General features: G+C 41.7%; 15 protein-coding genes and 1 pseudogene. 1 reads left to right on the top strand and 15 read right to left on the bottom strand.

Annotation, left to right across the window (positions count from 1 at the left end; genetic code table 11):
* Positions 1-7: 7 nt before the first annotated feature.
* From ADF75_RS06270 to ADF75_RS06200, 15 genes and pseudogenes are all read right to left on the bottom strand, one after another.
* Positions 8-436 (bottom strand): GNAT family N-acetyltransferase, encoded by a 429-nt coding sequence (locus ADF75_RS06270; protein ID WP_048789527.1) that lies wholly within the window; start codon positions 434-436, stop codon positions 8-10.
* 9 nt (positions 437-445) lie between these two features.
* A complete protein-coding gene (murC, locus tag ADF75_RS06265) occupies positions 446-1780 on the bottom strand; it encodes a UDP-N-acetylmuramate--L-alanine ligase (protein WP_048789526.1) in 1335 nt (444 codons plus the stop codon).
* Positions 1781-1794: 14 nt separating this feature from the next.
* The gene (locus ADF75_RS06260) at positions 1795-2463 is read right to left on the bottom strand and encodes a hypothetical protein (RefSeq protein WP_048789525.1); all 669 of its coding nucleotides are present in this window, start codon (positions 2461-2463) and stop codon (positions 1795-1797) included.
* Positions 2464-2520: 57 nt separating this feature from the next.
* Positions 2521-5616 carry a DEAD/DEAH box helicase gene (locus ADF75_RS06255; protein WP_048789524.1) on the bottom strand — a complete coding sequence of 1032 codons (3096 nt, stop codon included), beginning with the start codon at positions 5614-5616 and terminating at the stop codon, positions 2521-2523.
* Between the two features lie 401 nt (positions 5617-6017).
* The gene (locus tag ADF75_RS06250; protein WP_048789523.1) at positions 6018-6464 is read right to left on the bottom strand and encodes a hypothetical protein; all 447 of its coding nucleotides are present in this window, start codon (positions 6462-6464) and stop codon (positions 6018-6020) included.
* 6 nt (positions 6465-6470) lie between these two features.
* Entirely contained in the window at positions 6471-7781 is a 1311-nt protein-coding gene (der, locus tag ADF75_RS06245) for a ribosome biogenesis GTPase Der (RefSeq protein WP_006595767.1), read from the bottom strand.
* A 16-nt stretch (positions 7782-7797) separates the two neighbouring features.
* A pseudogene (locus ADF75_RS06240) lies at positions 7798-8514 on the bottom strand (NADPH-dependent oxidoreductase).
* Positions 8511-9410 carry a primosomal protein DnaI gene (dnaI, locus tag ADF75_RS06235; protein ID WP_048789522.1) on the bottom strand — a complete coding sequence of 300 codons (900 nt, stop codon included), beginning with the start codon at positions 9408-9410 and terminating at the stop codon, positions 8511-8513. The pseudogene ADF75_RS06240 and the gene dnaI overlap by 4 nt, the downstream one beginning before the upstream one ends.
* On the bottom strand, positions 9411-10583 hold the full coding sequence (locus tag ADF75_RS06230) for a DnaD domain protein (RefSeq protein ID WP_048789521.1): 1173 nt from the start codon (positions 10581-10583) through the stop codon (positions 9411-9413). It abuts the gene before it with no gap.
* Positions 10584-11057: a transcriptional regulator NrdR gene (gene nrdR, locus ADF75_RS06225; protein WP_006595763.1), complete on the bottom strand. Its 474-nt coding sequence runs from the start codon at positions 11055-11057 to the stop codon at positions 10584-10586.
* Positions 11058-11170: 113 nt separating this feature from the next.
* The gene (locus ADF75_RS06220) at positions 11171-11986 is read right to left on the bottom strand and encodes an endonuclease/exonuclease/phosphatase family protein (protein ID WP_048789520.1); all 816 of its coding nucleotides are present in this window, start codon (positions 11984-11986) and stop codon (positions 11171-11173) included.
* Between the two features lie 63 nt (positions 11987-12049).
* Positions 12050-14233, bottom strand: a complete 2184-nt coding sequence (locus tag ADF75_RS06215; protein ID WP_048789519.1) for a PTS transporter subunit IIBC — start codon at positions 14231-14233, stop codon at positions 12050-12052.
* 290 nt (positions 14234-14523) lie between these two features.
* Positions 14524-15213 carry a response regulator transcription factor gene (locus ADF75_RS06210; protein WP_048688364.1) on the bottom strand — a complete coding sequence of 230 codons (690 nt, stop codon included), beginning with the start codon at positions 15211-15213 and terminating at the stop codon, positions 14524-14526.
* A 9-nt stretch (positions 15214-15222) separates the two neighbouring features.
* Positions 15223-16647, bottom strand: coding sequence for an NADP-dependent phosphogluconate dehydrogenase (gndA, locus tag ADF75_RS06205; RefSeq protein ID WP_048789518.1), 1425 nt, complete (start codon positions 16645-16647; stop codon positions 15223-15225).
* A gap of 325 nt (positions 16648-16972) precedes the next feature.
* The gene (locus tag ADF75_RS06200; protein ID WP_048789517.1) at positions 16973-17515 is read right to left on the bottom strand and encodes a YceD family protein; all 543 of its coding nucleotides are present in this window, start codon (positions 17513-17515) and stop codon (positions 16973-16975) included.
* Positions 17516-17719: 204 nt separating this feature from the next.
* Between ADF75_RS06200 and ADF75_RS06195 the strand changes: the two genes are divergently transcribed.
* The gene (locus tag ADF75_RS06195; protein WP_048789516.1) at positions 17720-18580 is read left to right on the top strand and encodes a helix-turn-helix domain-containing protein; all 861 of its coding nucleotides are present in this window, start codon (positions 17720-17722) and stop codon (positions 18578-18580) included.
* Positions 18581-18626: the final 46 nt, after the last annotated feature.

The following is an 18626-nucleotide window of genomic DNA, read 5'->3' as shown; positions in this document are numbered from 1 at the left end:
TTCCTTTCTATAGGGATAGGTGCCACATTAGGTGATAGCCCTCCACTCCTTCTTCCTTATCCCCTATCTCTAGTTGAAAATCATTCATTTCAAAATACGGAATCAACTCCTCTTGGCAGGTCACATGAATCCCTAACAAGGATTCTTGAGCTACAAGAGACTTGAGTGTGGCGAGTAGCAAGGTGCCAAACCCTTGTTTTCTAAAGTCTGGAAGAATTTCCAACCACAATAATTTTAAAGAGGGATTTTCGAACTGCTCCTCCATCTGAATCAGGCAACTTCCAATCACTTGCCCTTCAAATTCCAAGACCAGGGTTCTAAATCCATTCAGTTCTTGCTGATCCGCTCTTTGAAAAGAAAAATTTTGGGACGTGATCTGTTCGATCTCATCCCAATCATTTTCTTTAGCAAACCGAATCCTAACGCTTGGTTGCATGGTATCTCCCTATTGAACGTTATTGGTCAAGTTCCCAAGCAAACGTTCAAATGAATATTCATAGGTCTGGATATCTCCTGCTCCCATGAAGACATAAACGGCATTGTCATGATCCAATAGTGGAGAAACATTTTCAGCTGTAATCACACCGGATTTCTTAATAATTTTCGCTTCTAGATCTTCTACTTTGACATCCCCATGATCCACTTCACGAGCTGATCCATAAATCTGTGCCAAGTACACCGCATCTGCCTGATTCAAGGCATCCGCAAACTCATCCAAGAGGGCAATCGTCCGAGTAAAGGTATGAGGTTGGAAGACCGCTACGATTTCCTTACTTGGATATTTTTGACGGGCCGCATCCAAAGTGGCAATAATCTCAGTTGGATGGTGGGCAAAGTCATCAATGATGACGGTATCGTTGACAATCTTTTCTGTAAAGCGACGTTTGACCCCGCCAAATGTTTTTAAGTGTTCCCGAACCAAACCAAGATCGAATCCAGCGATATAAAGCAAACCAACGACCGCTGTTGCATTCATGATATTGTGACGTCCAAAGGATGGGATTTGGAATTGTCCCAAATCTTCTCCACGGAAGTGAACACTAAAGATTGATCCCGTAGTAGAACGCAAGAGATCACTGGCTACAAAATCATTACCTTCTTTTTCAAATCCATAGTAGTAAATCGGAGCCTTGGCTGTGATCCGACGAAGTTCAGGATCTTCACCATAGATGAACAAGGCTTTGGAAATTTGTTTGGCATAATCATTGAAGGCATTAAAGACATCTTCTAAGCCAGTAAAGTAATCAGGATGGTCAAAGTCAATATTGGTGATAATCGAATACTCTGGGTGGTAAGGCATAAAGTGACGTTCGTACTCGTCTGATTCAAAGACAAAGTACTTAGCACCTTTCGAACCACGACCAGTTCCATCCCCAATCAAATAGCTAGTATCTGTGATATTAGACAGAACATGAGACAAAATTCCTGTAGTAGAGGTTTTCCCATGAGCTCCTGCTACTCCCATGCTGACAAAATCACGCATAAATTCACCCAAGAATTCATGGTAGCGTTGATAGGTATAGCCTTGAGCATCTGCATAAGCAATCTCTACGTTGTTCTCAGGTTTAAAGGCATTCCCAGCGATTAAGATTTGATCTCCAGTAAGATTTTCTTCGCTGAATGGTAGGATAGTAATCCCTGCTTGCTCCAGACCTCTTTGGGTAAAGTAATATTTCTCTACATCAGATCCTTGTACAGTGTGTCCCATCTGATGGAGCATGAGTGCCAAGGCACTCATACCAGCTCCTTTTATTCCGATAAAATGAAATGTTTTTGACATAGTTTCTCCTCTCGCTAGTCCAGATTGGTCACATTGAGTTCTTGTTTAATAAGTCTCGTTGGAATGTTTTGTTGATCCTTGTTATAGATTTGACTCTTTTTCAAGAAATCATAATTATTTTTTTGGGGTTTCTCTTTTTGGTGGGATTCTTGAACTGGATGTTCCTCAGCACCTTCTAAAAGGATTAATTGCTCTTGTTTCAGTCTCTCGCCGTATTTGATCAATTCACCTGGGGTTTCTTTTCGAAATGGAGCTGTTGGCTTCCCTTTTGGCATGAAAGAAGCGGTGAATTTCTTACGATTAGACTTAGATGCAATATCCGCCGTCAAATACGGAGCCGTCCGCTTCTTTTTCAAATCCGCACGCGCTGCTTCACGAGCTTCTTCTGCGTAGCGATTCGCCGGGCTCTTTTTATCAACAGGCTCCTTGAAATCAGGAGTCATTGGCTGCCTTCTTGACTTAGGCACTTCAAATGGTTTTTGAAGGGATTTTTGTAGATTTTTTTGATAAGGTTGCTCTGCTACCTTTTTAGTTGCAATTGGCTCCCATTCTAAATAGTTTTTATCTGTATACTCCCCAAGAATATTACTAATGAAGTCCCCATCATCATATAAATTCATATGGGGCATTTGAGTTAGCATCAATTCATCATCTGCTACTTGAGGAAAATGCTTATCCGTCATCCTATTTCTTCCTTTCGACACTCCATTAATTATAAACTATTCATTTTATTTTTCAAGTTATTCTACCGAAATACCCAAAATTTCCCGAATTTCTTCAATAGAAAGGCTGGAGCGCGTTTCGGTGCCATCTAATATGGTAGAAACTAAATGACGTTTGCTAGTCTGGAGCTCTTGAATTTTTTCTTCGATGGTCCCTCGAGTAATCATCCGGTAGACCTCAACATTCTTATCTTGTCCCATTCGATGGGCACGGCCAATGGCTTGATCTTCTACCGCAGGGTTCCACCATAGGTCAACCAAAATAACCGTGTCAGCACCTGTCAAATTCAAGCCAACTCCACCTGCTTTCAAGGAAATGAGAAAAGCATCTCCTTGACCGGAGTTAAAGGCGTTGGTCATATCTTGGCGCTCATTAGCTGGCGTAGATCCTGTGATTTTAAACGAAGTCATCTTCAGAGCATCCAACTCTTTTTCAATGATATCCAGCATGCCCCTAAATTGTGAGAAGATCAACACTCGTTGGTTTCCATCTTTGATCTGCTCTAGCAATTCTCGAAGGCTATCTAACTTCCCACTATCTCCAGTATAGTCCTCTAAAAAGAGGGATGGAGTATCACAAATCTGACGAAGACGCATCAAACCAGATAAGATTTCCATCTTACTGCGATTGAGTTCCTCTTCAGAAGAGCTTAGAATGCGGTCTTGCATTTGTTTCAACTGGGCTAAATAGATCGTTTTTTGATCGTCAGCCAATTCATTCTTATAGGTCATCTCAATCAAATCTGGAAGTTCCTGCAAGACTTCACTTTTTTTCCGTCTCATGATAAAGGGCTTGACGTATTGAGAAATAGTCGCTGGACTCAATTGTTTAAATTCTTTTTTACCCGGAAACAAACCAGGAAGAACAATTTGGAAAATCGACCAGAGTTCCTCTACATGGTTTTCTATTGGCGTTCCCGACAAAGCAAAGGTATGAGGAACATCGAATTTCCGTAAGTATTGAGCAATCTTGGTTTGGGAATTTTTCATGACCTGGGCTTCATCCAAGATTAAGTATTGGTACTGATTTTTTTCGTATTGCTCTACGTCCTGGCGGAAAGAAGCGTAACTGGTAATCGCTACCTGAGGGTTGCTTGCAATCACCTCGTCGCGACTTGCTTTGAGGCCATAGATAACCTCCACTTTCATTTGTGGAGCAAACTTTTCGAACTCCTCTTTCCAATTATAGATTAGACTAGATGGGGCTAAAATCAAAATCTTAGAATCCGACGTCGCAACACTTGAGAGAAAGGCAATGGTCTGGAGGGTCTTTCCAAGCCCCATATCATCTGCCAAAATCCCCCCAAAACCATAGTGATTGAGCATGGATAGCCAGCGGACTCCGACTTCCTGATAATCTCGAAGTTTAGCATTTACTTGTAGCTTACCTAATGGAAATTGCTCTGGATGAATCAAATCATGAGCCAAGTGACGAAACTCTTCAGAAAATTGGACATTGTCAGCTGACTCAAATAACTCGGAGAGCTGGAAGGCTGCAATGCGATTGGTTTGTAACTGACCTGTTTTTGTCTTCTTTGCACGAAGATTCAATAAAGTCTGACTGATCCGCTTGGTTTCTTCATCAAAGATTAGAACCTTTCCTGATTGACTGATATAATAGTCATTCTTCTCAACCAAGGCACTCATCACTTGCTCAACCTCAGAGGGATCAATGGAGTCAAATTCAAAACCAATCTCAAGGAGACGACCACTGGTTTGAATGGCAATCTTTGGCTTTTCAACCTGATACAGATCTAACAACTTATCCGAAACTTCGACCTCTCCCAGTTCTTCAAACAAGGGAAGGGTCTGCTGAAAGAAGGGATAGATCTGCTTGGGAAGGAGAGGAGCTCGTTTTGTTTGAAATTGATTGGTAAAGCCAGCTGTCAAGATGGTTTCAAAAACCAAACGTTCCTTATCAAAATTACTGGAATAAGGCAGATCCTTAAGTTCTTTCTCTGAGCGAACGATACGGTCCTCGTAGACAAAAACTAGATCCAGCAGCACTTCTCCTTGCTCCGATAAATCAAAAGCAAAGTGAGGTTGAAAATCGTGAATATAGAAATTACTTGGTGCTTTCACCTCACCAATTTTCCTGAATTGCTCTAAGCTATAGGTTAATTTGGTCTGATCAGACAAATCAAATTGAACATGTCTTTTCTGATCACTGGAGAGGGGTAAACTCTGCACAGCCTCAATCAAAATCTTTTGAAGCGGTGATATTTGATAAAAATGGCCATTTGCCAAAAGAAAGCGACCTTCCACCATTTTATAGGAAGCCACTTGGACCTGTAGTTCGATAAACTCCTTCATTTCCACTACTTGGAAAGAAAACAAGCCGGAATCTTCCTGGAGTTCTTGAAAGAATACTTCCTGATAGGTATCCAGTCCGACTTCAAGGGTAAAGGACGGTAAGTCCATCAATAATTGCACAGCTTCTTCAAAGAAGCTCATTGAAAAGTAAAGATGACGACCCCCATTTGGAAAGAAGAGGGCATCATGCACCGTATCTCCCGATAACAAGCCTTCTAAGAATCGAATTAAGGCACGACTTTCAGGGTCAAAGGCTGCATAGGAAATCGGCTCGTAATAACTTTTTCCAATCGCAAAATGGGACTGTTTTCTGATGGCTTGCAAAAAAGCTACAACATCCCGCACCACATAAGATCTCTCATCCGGTCTGCGATAGATACGAAGGGTCCACAAAAACTGACCGGAATAGTCGTCTACATGACCGGTTGCTGAAAGACCAAAACGGACTTCTTTGCTTTCAATTTTTGGTAGGACTTGATCTAAAAACAAACTTCCAAAAGATACTTTTTCCTTTGTTTCTTGACTTTCTGTTGCATCTTGCTCCAAACCAAGCAAGAGTTCCTTCCCTTCTTCATCATTTTTTAAAAAGGCTTCTCCTGCGGCTAAATGCACACAGAATTTTTTCTTCTGGAAAAACTCACAACTACAAAAAATTGCTTGATCATCTAGACTATAGCGGAGGGACTCATTGTCAATTCTGAAATAGAGGTACTGATTCTTCATTTCCTGTAGGGATACTTTCCCGTTTTCATAGAGAAGGATTCCTTCTGAACGGATTTTACCAGGAATTAATTTTGCCATATTTACCACCTTATGTTTATCCCTTTATTATATCATATCCCCTCTAAAATAGAAAAAAAAGACAAAGAATTGTAAAGAATTCAATACCTGATTTTACTATCACCTACTCTACTTTTCTTTTTCCATTCAAATTAAAGAAGAGGTATTCTTAGAAACTTCCCGTAGGTGAGTACGGACGTCAGCGAACTTCTATGAAGTTCCATGACTTAGTTTTGGACCTAAGGTTCCAAAACTCCCGAGTGCTAGAAACAATCTTGTTTCTAGCACTTTTCTCACGGCGGAAAGTTTCAGATCTACTTGAATGACTCCAAAAATAAAAGTCATTATTTGAAATATAGCTAGCTATTTTATGTTAAAAATGGTTTGTTTAGATTCTAAAAGGAACACCAAGTGTGTTCCTTTTATTTTATTCTCTTATAGCCTTCTTTTTTGAAATTTTTGATATGTTCTGAATAGTTGGCCAGTTCTCCAAACGTTTTTTTCTCATCGTTGGCTTTATTTAAGGCTTCAACATCTAAGTCTTGGTAGACGATCTTGGTATGAATCATCAGTCCACCCTCTTTCGTCCGACTCACATCTGTTGTATAGCCCGAAATTCCTTTTTTAGGTTCAACAATTTCTTTTTTAATATATTCGAACTCAGAGTCATCTTCAATATTTACATTAAAATTATCAGCCCAAAACTCTTCAGAGATCATTTGATTGGCTCTATGTCGAATCGTCACTCGAAGAAGAATGTCTTTATCTTTTTTCTCATAGGTTTCTTCTCTTTCAATGCTACAAGCTGTTAGTCCTAGAAACACAATGAATGGGACAGCCAACATGAGTCCTTGTTTCAAAATTTTCATAAATACCTACTTCCGTTTCCGAGCAATCAAATGGATTGGGGTTCCTTCAAAGACAAAGGCTTTCCGAATTTGATTTTCCAAGAAACGAAGATAAGAGAAGTGCATGAGCTCTTCTTCATTGACAAAGACCACAAAGGTTGGTGGTTTGGTAGCAACCTGAGTCGCATAGAAGATTTTTAGACGTTTTCCTTTATCTGTCGGTGTCGGATTAATGGCAATGGCATCCATGATGACATCGTTCAAGACAGCTGAAGGAATCCGTGTATTTTGGCTTTCACTGATCTGCTTGATCATATCTGGTAACTTGTGCAAGCGTTGTTTGGTCAAAGCAGAGACAAAGATAATAGGTGCATAAGATAAGTATTGGAATTGATCTCGAATATCATCTTCCCATTGCTTCATGGTGTGGTTATCCTTTTCAAGGGTATCCCACTTATTGACCACGATGATCATCCCTTTCCCAGCTTCATGGGCAAATCCGGCAATCCGCTTATCGTACTCGCGGATTCCTTCTTCTGCGTTCAAGACCATCAAGACCACATCCGAGCGATCGATAGCCCGCATAGCCCTCATCACAGAATATTTCTCTGTATTTTCATATACTTTACCAGATTTTCGCATTCCGGCTGTATCAATCATGGTGTACTCTTGGCCTTCTGCATCGGTGAAATGGGTGTCAATCGCATCCCGCGTAGTCCCTGCTACAGGACTGGCAATGACGCGGTCTTCCCCAAGGATGGCATTGATCAGACTAGATTTTCCGACATTTGGGCGGCCAATCAAGCTGAACTTAATGACATCTGGATTTTCTGGCTCCCGATCCGTCGGAAGGTTTTCAACAATAGCATCCAAGACATCCCCTGTACCAATCCCGTGCACAGATGACACTGGCAAGGGTTCTCCCAAGCCAAGAGCATAGAAATCATAGATGTCAGTTCGCATCTCTGGATTATCGACTTTATTGACTGCTAAAATGACTGGTTTGTGGGTCTTGTAGAGCATCCGAGCCACATACTCATCTGCATCGGTAATCCCTTCTTTTCCAGATACGACAAAGACAATGACGTCTGCTTCATCCATGGCAATCTCCGCTTGGTGCTTGATTTGCTCCATGAAAGGTGCGTCCACGTCATCAATCCCGCCAGTATCAATAATACTAAATTGATGGTTGAGCCACTCAGCCGTTGCATAAATACGGTCCCGAGTAACCCCTTCGACATCCTCGACAATGGAAATCCGCTCACCGGCAATCCGGTTAAAGAGCGTTGACTTCCCGACATTTGGACGTCCTACAATGGCAACAGTAGGTAAAGCCATGGTGTCCTCTTTTCTCTTATTTTTCTAGTTGGTGTTTCTTTAATAATTCTGCCGTAGCAGCTGGTTCTTCCTGTCCAAATTGGGCAGCCAAACGTTGGCTCCAAGTATCCGTTGCCCGTGCCCCAGCATAGGCAGTCTGTACTCGATCAAAGGCTTCAATCACTTCAGGAGTCTGCTCCTGGTAACTTTCTTTGAAGACAACAGCTTCCAAAGGAAGGCGGGGCTTCACAGGATGGTTCTGATTTGGCACTCCTAAAGCCATCCCAAAGACAGGATAGGTGTAGTCTGGTAAGTTAAATAGTTTCGCCACTTCAGCTGCTTCATACCGAACCAAACCAATAATGACTCCTCCGTAGCCTAGACTTTCAGCAGCCAGCAAGGTATTCTGACCTGCCAAGGCAGCATCTACAGAAGTAATCAATAAATTATCTGGTCCTTCTGGATGGAATTGATCCGTATGCATCCGAACCCCTTTTTCAGCTCGGTTGAGATCTCCTACAAACAGTAAGAAAACAGAGCATTGACGAATCGCCTCCTGAGGGACGAATTGGTAAAGCGCCTCTTTCTTTTCCTGGCTTCTCACTAAGATAATGGAATAAGACTGGAAGTTCTTCCAAGAGGAAGCCATCTGTCCTGCTGTTAGGATCGCTTAAAGGTCATCCTCTTTGATGTCCTCCTCCTTAAAGCGACGGACAGAAGAATGAGATTTCATCAAATCAATTATAGTATTCATCGGCGATTTTCTCCCTCTAGGCGGACTTCTTTAGCAAGGAACTTAATTCGCTCCATGACACGTTTGGCTTGCCAAGTCTCATCTCCATTCCGTGATGTAGCAAAATGACGTTCTAAATCTTCAAAATTGAAATTCGAAGTAAAGAAGGTTGGAAGAATCTCCTGCATCCGGTGTTGCAAAATCACTTGCAAGACTTCATCCCGGACCCAAGGCGACATCTGCTCCGCCCCAATATCGTCTAGAATCAAGATTTCAGCCTTCTTGACCTGATCCAACATCTCTTTAACTTGCCCTGTGTTGATGGCATTTTTGACATCGATGACAAAGCTTGGAAAATGCAAGAGGGTTGAAGAAGCCTGCCGTTTTTCAGACAAGTCATGAGCAAGAGCTGCCATCATATAGCTTTTCCCAACTCCGAAATCTCCGTATAGAAAAATTCCTTTACGAGCTTGAGGATAGGAAGCAACAAAATTGGCCAACTCTTCAAAGGCTCCAAAACGTCCCCGATCATCCAAGTCGACTTTCGCTAAGGAAGCTTCCTTCAAGGTACTTGGCAAGTTAATCAACTGCAAGCGTTTATTGATAGCAGCTTGTTTTTGTGCCTCAATCAACTCAGGTGTCTCTTCATAGGAAACATCCGCATAGCCCTCATTCATGACCAATACAGGCTTATACCCTCTTGCAATATAATCTTCATCCCCTAGGACAAAACGATTCCGTTCACTGATGTATTGGTTAAATTTGGAAATGCTGCGACGGATTTCTGCTTCCGACAAGGCTTCCTTTTGAATAAAGTTTGCAATCTCAGGTTCGGCGAGAATTTGAGCTACCAATTCTTCATAATTGAACTGCTGTGATCGATTCATCTGGGATATGGTTTTCCCTACGCTCTCCATTTACTCCCCTCCTTGATTTAATTTCTCGAGCAAGGCCCGTTTTTGTTGTTCCAAATCAGCCTGTTCTTCCTGGCTGGTCTGATTGGTATAGTTAGGCTGACTCCACTTAGGAACATTGGTTTTTCCAGTCGCTTGTCCACTCTTAGTTGCTTTCTCTTTTGCTTTTTGTGTATGAGAGTCTTGGCGCTGGCGGATCTTCAGGACAGCCTCCTCGGCCGTTTTAATCCCCTCATACGCAAAATCATTCCCAACCTTTAAAGCATATTTTTCATTGAGATTGGCAGAAGCAACCTTATTAAAGGTCAAGAGCAAAATCACGTTTATGACTTCATCTAAGAGACCTAACTGGGCCAAATCAGAAATCACCTTACGCTCAGATTGGGTCACGACAGCCTTACGCGCTTTTTTAATTCCTGCTAAAAATTGGAGACTAGTCCTATTTTTAGCTTCTCGGATAATGGCTCTTTCCTGCGGAGTGAACTCATCCTTACCGTTTTCCTGTGGTTGTTGGGTTAGTTTCTGTCTCATCCGCTTGGTCGAAATGATCAAATTAGCCGCTGTCTCCTTGGCCAAGAGATAGGTCTCATACCAAGTCCAATTCTTCTCTTCTGTGATGGCATAGAGAACCAAGAGGTCTTCTTGTTCGTTCTCAAAACGGAGACCATCTCGCGCCATTAATTGTTTAAAGTGCTCCAAACTGAAGGAAGATGTTTTCTTCTGATGGGTCGAAACTCCATCAATCCCAAAGACAGAGGCAAAGTTCACCTTCCGTTTTTCGCCCTCTGGTTTTTCAGGAAGCAAGTCACGAACTGCCGCTTCTCCTATTTTTTTCTCCAGCAATTTCTGATAAGCAACATTGGCAAAAAATTGATCTGCTTCTAGCGGAGGCACAAATCGGAACTGAAGTCCTTCTTCTGTTTCATAAACCTCTAATAAATTCATGGCAATCAAGCGGTCTAAACTTTCGAGAAAATGAGCGAAACCTAGATCCAGATGATTTAAAACAACAGCAATCAGCCGTTTTTCTTTCCCCTGATCATAGAGACTCAGCAGAAAAGTATATAATTGACTTGCTTGAACACCTAATATTGGTCCATACAGATGCGTAAAGGAGGCTCCTGTAGGCGCCAAATAATTATTCTTCAAGAAAGAAAATGAAGTATTGGGCTTCATCTATTTTTCCTTTTTCTTCTTCGTTCCTTTGGTAATCTGTTTTAAGAGACTTTCCAATTCACCAACATCCTTGAAACTACGATAGACACTCGCAAAGCGGACATAGGTAATTTCGTCCAACTCTGCTAACTCGTCCATGACCAGTGATCCAATATAGTCACTCTGGATCTCATTTTCACTCTGGCTTCGAATCTTTTGTTCGATGCGACCCACAATTTCCTCAATTTCGTCACTCGATACGGGACGTTTCTGAGCTGATCGAATGATCCCATTAAATATTTTATCTCTAGAAAACTGTTCCCGGGTGCCATCTTTTTTCACCACAACAAGAGTCCGCTCTTCTACTCGTTCATAAGTGGTGAAGCGATGATGACATTCATCACATTCTCTTCTTCTACGAATCGTTTTCCCATCTTCTGCCTGGCGACTATCTACAACACTAGACTTGTTTCCGCCACATTTTGGACACCGCATGGACACCCTCCTTATCGTTTCTTAATACTTTATTCTATCATATTTAGGGCTAAAGTGAAAGAAAGCGAAACAAAGAAAATCCCTAGCCTCCTAATGGCATAGGGATTTGAATCTTATGGTAAATACAAGTCAGCTGACAAACCATAATGGTCGCTGACGAGAGGTTGGTTGGAACCATCAAACACAACTTCTAGTCGTTCGATAACCCATTCTTTTGAAGTGAAAACATAATCAATCCGCAAAGGTACCTGATTATCATCCCATCCATCAATTCCAGGACCTACTGTGTAAGTCCCCTTAGTCTGACGGGCTTCAATAAAGCTATCTTGAAGAGCTAGAGGACTCGCTAAAATGGCCTCATAACCCTCTTGACCAGCTGGATTATTAAAATCTCCGGCTAAGATTAAGGGTTTCTGCAATTGGCTGAAACGCTCTTCTAAACGTGCCCACTCTTGTTGGAAACCTTTGTCCCACCAAGATAGATGGACACTGGCAACCGCAATTTCTTTCCCATCAACTTGGGTTTCTGCAATGGCAATCCGTCGTGTATGATAATCTGTTGGATCATTCACATCTGAAACCAAGAGTTCGCTTGCCTGGATTGGGGTACGTGATAGAACCGCCACGCCTTCATGATAACGGTCATAGCCGATATGGTTGTAAGCCCAGGTCCAGTGATAGCTTAATCCTTCTTCTTCTAATTTTTCAACTAAACAACGAACATAGTGATCCTGATGGATCGGCTCCGCAGAAGGAGTTGGATGATATAAGTCATTAACTGGAACAACTGGACTTTCGATGGCCTGATTGATTTCTTGGAAACAAATCAGATCGTATTTCTTTTCAAGAATGTCTGTTAATAAGTCCTCAAATTTTTGTTGGGGATTTTCTTCCATCCAACTATGAGTGTTCAAAGTCAAAAATTTCATGATCCTACTCTCCTAATAGAGAATTCCCTGTATCCGATGGATACAAGGAATGACTCTCATAGATTATAATTCAACCTTGGCAACCACAGCATCTGCTGGAAGTTGACCAGTTTGTGTAAGAGTGACAGATTGAATAGCTGCAGCATTTGTGAAGACTACAACTGTTGACGTTGCACGTCCAGCTTCACGAATAGCATCCAAATCTGCTTCTACTAATAAATCTCCCGCTGCCACTGTTTGACCTTCTTCTACCTTCACTGTGAAAGGTTTTCCTTCCAAACTTACAGTATCAAGACCGATATGAACGAGAACTTCAAGACCAGATTCTGTTACCAAACCAAGTGCGTGTTTGGTAGGGAAGACGCTTGTCACCTTACCAGCTACTGGTGAAACAATCTGACCATTTGCTGGTTCAACTGCAAATCCGTCACCCATCATTTTTTGTGAGAAGACTGGATCTTGAACTTTTTCTAATTCAATGACTTGTCCTTCAGCAACTGAGTGAACTTCTTCTGTCACCCCTTTAAAGCTGACTTCTGCTTGTTGAGAAGATGCTTTTTGACTTGGGAGAGTTTCAGGAATCACTTCACCTGAGTCTAACAAATCTTGGATATCTGATTTCAATACGTCCGCTTTTGGACCGTAAATCGCTTGAACCCCTTGTCCTTTCATGACAAGTCCCATCGCACCTTCAGCCTTCCACTGTTCTTCTGTTCCAACTTTAGTTTCGTCTTTAACAGTCACACGAAGGCGAGTCATACATGCATCCACATCTACGATGTTGGCACGTCCACCAAGAAGGTTGATAACATTAACTGCTTGTGAAGCAGCGGCCACTTTACCTGAAGTTTCAGATGCTTCTGCATCTCCTTCAGCTTGTTCGTAGTTTCCGTTACGTCCAGGAGTTGCGTAGTTAAATTTCTGGATCATGAAGTTTGCAATGAAGTACATGATCACTGCAAAGAGAACAGTTACCCAGATGAAGTTAATGATATCCATACCAATACCCGCTTTAATGGTCATTGGTGTACGAGTTAAGAACTCAATTGATCCAAATGAATGGACACGTAGATTGACGATATCTGCCATCGCGAAGGCTGCACCTTGTACCACTGCATATACGAGGTAAAGAGGCATAGCTACAAACATAAACATGTACTCGATTGGTTCTGTAACCCCTGTAAGGAAGGTTGCAAGAGCAGTCGCAATCATCATCCCTTTGTATTTGTGTTTCTTATCAGGGTCTACATTACGATAGATAGCAAGAGCAACCCCCATCAAGATACCAAATGAACCGATCATTTGTCCTACTTTGAAACGAGCAGGTGTGAAGGTATCTAACAAGTGTTGGTAAGTAGCAGGATCAGAAACTTTTGTATTTCCTAAGTCAGTCACCCAAGCTAACCAAAGTGGGTCTTGACCGAATACAGTCGAACCTTTTGAGATACCAGAAAGCACTTCATAGGTACCACCCAATTGTGTATAGTTGATTGGGATGGTCAACATGTGGTGAAGACCAAATGGAAGCAAAAGACGTTCTAGAGTACCAAAGGCAAATGGTGCAATAATTGGTGCTGACTCTTTTGAGTTAGCGATCCAGATACCAAAGTTGTTAATTCCTGTTTGGACTACTGGCCATAAGAATGACAAGACAAGAGCCACAATTACAGAACGAAGGATAACGACAAATGGAACAAACCGTTTCCCGTTAAAGAATGATAGGGCATCTGGTAACTTGCGGTAGTTGTAGTATTTATTAAAGGCTGTTGCCCCTACAAAACCGGCAATAATACCAACGAAAACTCCCATATTCAAGGCAGGTGATTCTAAAACACTCGTAAAGTAATCAGCAACCTTGATAGATCCACCAAGAAGAGTATGAACTTGTGCTTTTGGATCTTTCAGCATATCTCCTGTTACACCGAACATCACACCAGTGATACGGTTAATCAGGATAAAAGATAGACCTGCTGCAAAGGCACCACCAGCACGTTCTTTTGCCCAGCTACCACCGATAGCCAATGCAAAGAGAATGTGAAGGTTAACGATAACTCCCCAACCGATTTGTTCAAGAACACCACCGGTAGTTACCAAGAAACCAAGTTCTGGATTAATCATTGCAATCGTTTTACCAAGACTGATCATCAGACCTGCCGCCGGCATAACTGCAACGACCACCATCAACGCTTTACCGAATTTTTGCCAAAATTCAAAGCTAAATAGACTTTTGAATGATTGTTTATTCATCATTCGACCTCCTTATAAAATTGAAATGCCCGAATATAAGAAAACGTTTGCATATCACGGTTACTATTATACCACTTTTTTTTCATTTGTAAAGCCCTTACATCTATATTTTTAATTCACAATCTTTATAGATAAAGCTCTTGAAAAGCCTATAATACAAGCAAACGTTTGCTCCTTTCACAATTTTTTAAAATTTTTTTAAAAAAAATTTTAAAAAATTTCTTCTTCCTTCCTTTTCCTTTTTGACAAACAAAAAATCCCTTTGAGATTTCTCATCAAAGGGAATGTTGTTATTCTTGCATTTGGTAGCCGACACCTCGGACAGTTTTGATATAGCTCTTTTGTCCTGGGAGATCTATTTTTCCACGAAGATAGCGAATATAGACATCAACGATATTGGTTTCTGCTGTACTCTCATACTTCCAGACACGCTCCAGCAATTGCTCCCGACTAAGGACATGCTTACTTCCCATCAAAGTCGCTAACAAATCATACTCACGACGTGTCAAGTCAATTACTTCCTCTCCCCGATACACCATATGATTCTCGAAATCAATTCGTAAATTCCGATAGGAAGTAGGAACTTTCATCTGATTACAATGTTGGTCAATAAAATCACGGCCTCTAAAAATAGCGATGATTTTCTCAACTAAATCACTGATCACGAATGGTTTGATAACATAAGACACTGCAAATCGTTGGATACTCTCCATATGCTCAGAAATTTTCTCACGACTATCTAAGACAATCAAGACTGCTGCAGGACGAATCTTACTCAGGCGTTGAGCAAAATCTTCCCCACTCATATCTTCTAGTTCGTAATTGAGAAGAATTAAATCATATTCTGTAGCCTGCAGGAGTTTCAAGGCGATTTCCCCTTGTTCTACCAAATCAACTACATAGCCTGCTTTTTGAAGTTCTAAATCAATAAAGCGCGCTAAATTCTTTTCATTTTCTACTAGTAATATCCGCTTTGTCATAACCTACAATTATTTTTCGTCGTACCAAGAATAGTGGAAGGTACCTTCTTTGTCCTTACGTTGGTATGTGTGAGCACCAAAGTAGTCACGTTGCGCTTGGATCAAGTTCGCTGGAAGATCCGCTGAACGGTAGCTATCAAAGTAAGTGATGGCTGCTGAGAAGGTTGGTACTGGTACACCTGCTTGTACAGCAAGAGCTACAATGTCACGAACAGACTGTTGGTACTTAGCTGTTACATCCAAGAAGTACTCGTCCAAAAGAAGGTTAGCAAGATCTGCATCACGGTTGTATGCATCTGTGATCTTTTGCAAGAAACGAGAACGGATGATACAGCCATCGCGCCAGATAGATGCGATGTCTGCAAATGGCAAGTTCCAGTTGTTTTCTTTAGAAGCGACACGCAATTGCGCAAAACCTTGTGCGTATGAGATGATTTTTGAGAAGTAAAGGGCTTGGCGGATCTTTTCGATCAACTCAGCCTTGTCTCCTTCAAATTTGAAAGCAGCTGGTTTTGGAAGCACCTTGCTAGCGTGTACACGTTCTTCTTTGTAAGTGGAGATGTAACGTGCAAATACTGACTCAGTAATGAGTGACAATGGCACACCAAGGTCAAGCGCTGATTGGCTAGTCCATTTACCAGTTCCTTTATTTCCTGCAGCATCCAAGATGTAGTCAACGATTGGGCCATCTTGACCTTCGTCTTCTTTGCGTCCAAGGATATCCGCAGTGATTTCGATCAAGTAGCTGTCCAATTCACCCTTGTTCCACTCAGTGAAGATTTCAGCCATGTCTTGAGCTGAAAGGCCCAGCAAGTGTTGCATCAAATCATAGCTTTCTGCGATCAATTGCATATCACCATACTCGATACCGTTGTGGACCATTTTCACGTAGTGACCAGCTCCATCAGGACCGATGTAAGTCACACATGGTTTACCATCTTCTGGTGCTTTTGCAGAGATTTCTTCAAGAACATCTGCTACCAATTCATAAGCTTCTTTTTGTCCACCAGGCATGATAGAAGGACCTTCAAGGGCACCTTTTTCACCACCAGAAACACCTGTACCGATAAAGTTGATACCTGAGTTCGCCAACTCTTCATTACGACGGATTGTATCTTTGTAGAACGTATTTCCTCCGTCGATCAAGATATCGCCTTTGTCCAAATGTGGAAGAAGGGCTTGGATAGTTGCGTCAGTACCAGGTCCTGCTTGAACCATGAGCATGATCCGACGTGGTTTTTCGATTGAATTTACGAAGCTTTCAATATCATAGCTTGGCACGAAGTTCTTTTCAGGATGGCAAGCAACAACATCTTCTGTTTTTTCTTTACTACGGTTATAGATAGCAACTGTGTATCCACGAGATTCAATATTAAGGGCAAGGTTACGACCCATTACGGCCATACCAACAACACCAAAGTTTGCTTTTGTCATGTGACACTCCTCTTTATAGTTTGCCTATATTCTACCATTTTTTGACATCAAATGAAAGTAGAAAATCATCCCCTGCCCCTTCATGTAGAAAGATAGCTCCTATCTACTTTGAAGCAAAGAACAAAAAGTGCCTGAGTTACAGTTCTCAGACACTTTCCAATCGATTCTACTCATCGGCTTTAGAAGTTCATTCATTGGCTTCAAGAATTCTCACTACTTGTTGACCTGCATCATTTCTAGCTTCGACTTACTGCCAGAAAAGGACATTCAATTCCTGTTCCAGCACCCTATCTTCACCTTCCTTCAGCGAGCCTCTTGTCAAAGATTATTCTTCTCCGTCAAATAATCCTTGAAGACCAGCAAAGGGACTATTTTCTTCTTTCTTAATCGCTTGAGCTTCTTGGTACTCTTCCTCTGTCATGATCTTCCAATCATTGCCTTCGATAAACCCTTGTCCAGCCTCCTCTTCTGGAGTGAGGACCTTGAGAGGAATATTAAGCAGGATATTATCCGCTACGCTTTCACTCAGGTCAATTCTGCCCCCTTCAATAGGAAGAATCAGATCTTCCTCAAGAGCCTCGATATCTGCATCAGACTGTACATCCTCAGCGAACACCTCTGTCACAGGGTAGCTTTCTTGGAGTTCAACAGGTTCCATGCTTCGACTAGATGCCAAAACGATGGTGTAGTTCAACTGGTAATCCAAGACATAAAGACCTGTATCATGAGCTACTCGACCTGTCGCTGTCACATTCTTCAAATCAAGAATTTCTGGATTACGCTTTTGCAATTCTCTTAACAAATCCAACTCTTGAGCAAATGCTAGTCCTTCAGGATTTTTACGGATTTCTTGTGTAAATAAATTCATTCTATTGTCCTCAAATCTTCTAGATACTACTAGTATATCATGAAGCTGTCCCTTCAACCAAGATGTCTCCTCAAAAATTTGTTATAATCATGAAAAAGATACAGAGACTAGGCAAATTGGTGTTGTACACAAGGGTCCCACATCTCTTGAACAAAAGATGGTCACTTGCTAGGGCATTGATCAATGTTAGATAGAGGAGAATTCATGAAAGAAATCGGAGCAGTTTTTCGGCAAATACGTGAAAGTCGCCACATCTCTTTAGAGGAGGCTACAGGTGGTGAATTTTCGCGCTCCATGTTATCTCGATTTGAAAGGGGGGAAAATGACCTGACGACGCAACGGTTTTTTCAGGCCCTTCAACAAATCAAAACCAGTCTCAGTGAGTTTTCCCATCTAGCTGGAATCGATCAGCACTCTTTTATTCCCAAATTGTTGAAAGAGCACTATGAAAACATGAGCTTGGAACATGATCAAGCCTTGTACCAAAGCTACCAGCTAGCCTATCAGAAAGATCACAAAAAAGAAGACTTATTAGCCAGCATTATTCTCAAGGCCCAAATGCTTGGCAACTATCCTGAGGTGGAGTTAGCCGTTAGCCAAGAGGAACTAGATTTCCTCCATGACTATCTCTTCTCTGTCACGATCTGGGGGAATTTTGAATTGAACCTATTCTCCCTGACCTCTCCTCTTTTCTCTAGTCAGCTCTATCGACAATACACAGAGGAGTTGGTTCAACGTGAGGATTTCAAACTTCTCCTAGACTCCTCTCGTCCTGCCCTTAACTCTATTTTTCTTAATGGCTTCTTTCTGGCCATTAGTTCAAATGAATTTGAAGATGCATCTTATTTTGACCATCTGATTAACGACCACTTTTACTCTGAAAACGAAGCCTACCTTCGGACGGTTTATCTCTACGCCAAAGGAGAATTTCTCTATCGAAAGGGAGAGAAAGAAATTGGTCTTGAAAAGATGGAGCAGGCCATTCAGGTCCTATCCATTCTTGATTGCAAGGACAGCACCAACTACTACAAACAGAGCATGCAAGAACTGATCAAGGAAGCCTGAAAAGAGAGTGGGACAGAAATCGGTAATTCGTTAGAATTCGATTTCG

The organism is Streptococcus sp. 1171_SSPC, assembly GCF_001069335.1.
Classification (GTDB): domain Bacteria; phylum Bacillota; class Bacilli; order Lactobacillales; family Streptococcaceae; genus Streptococcus; species Streptococcus xiaochunlingii.
This window is presented reverse-complemented; position numbering and strand designations above follow the sequence as displayed.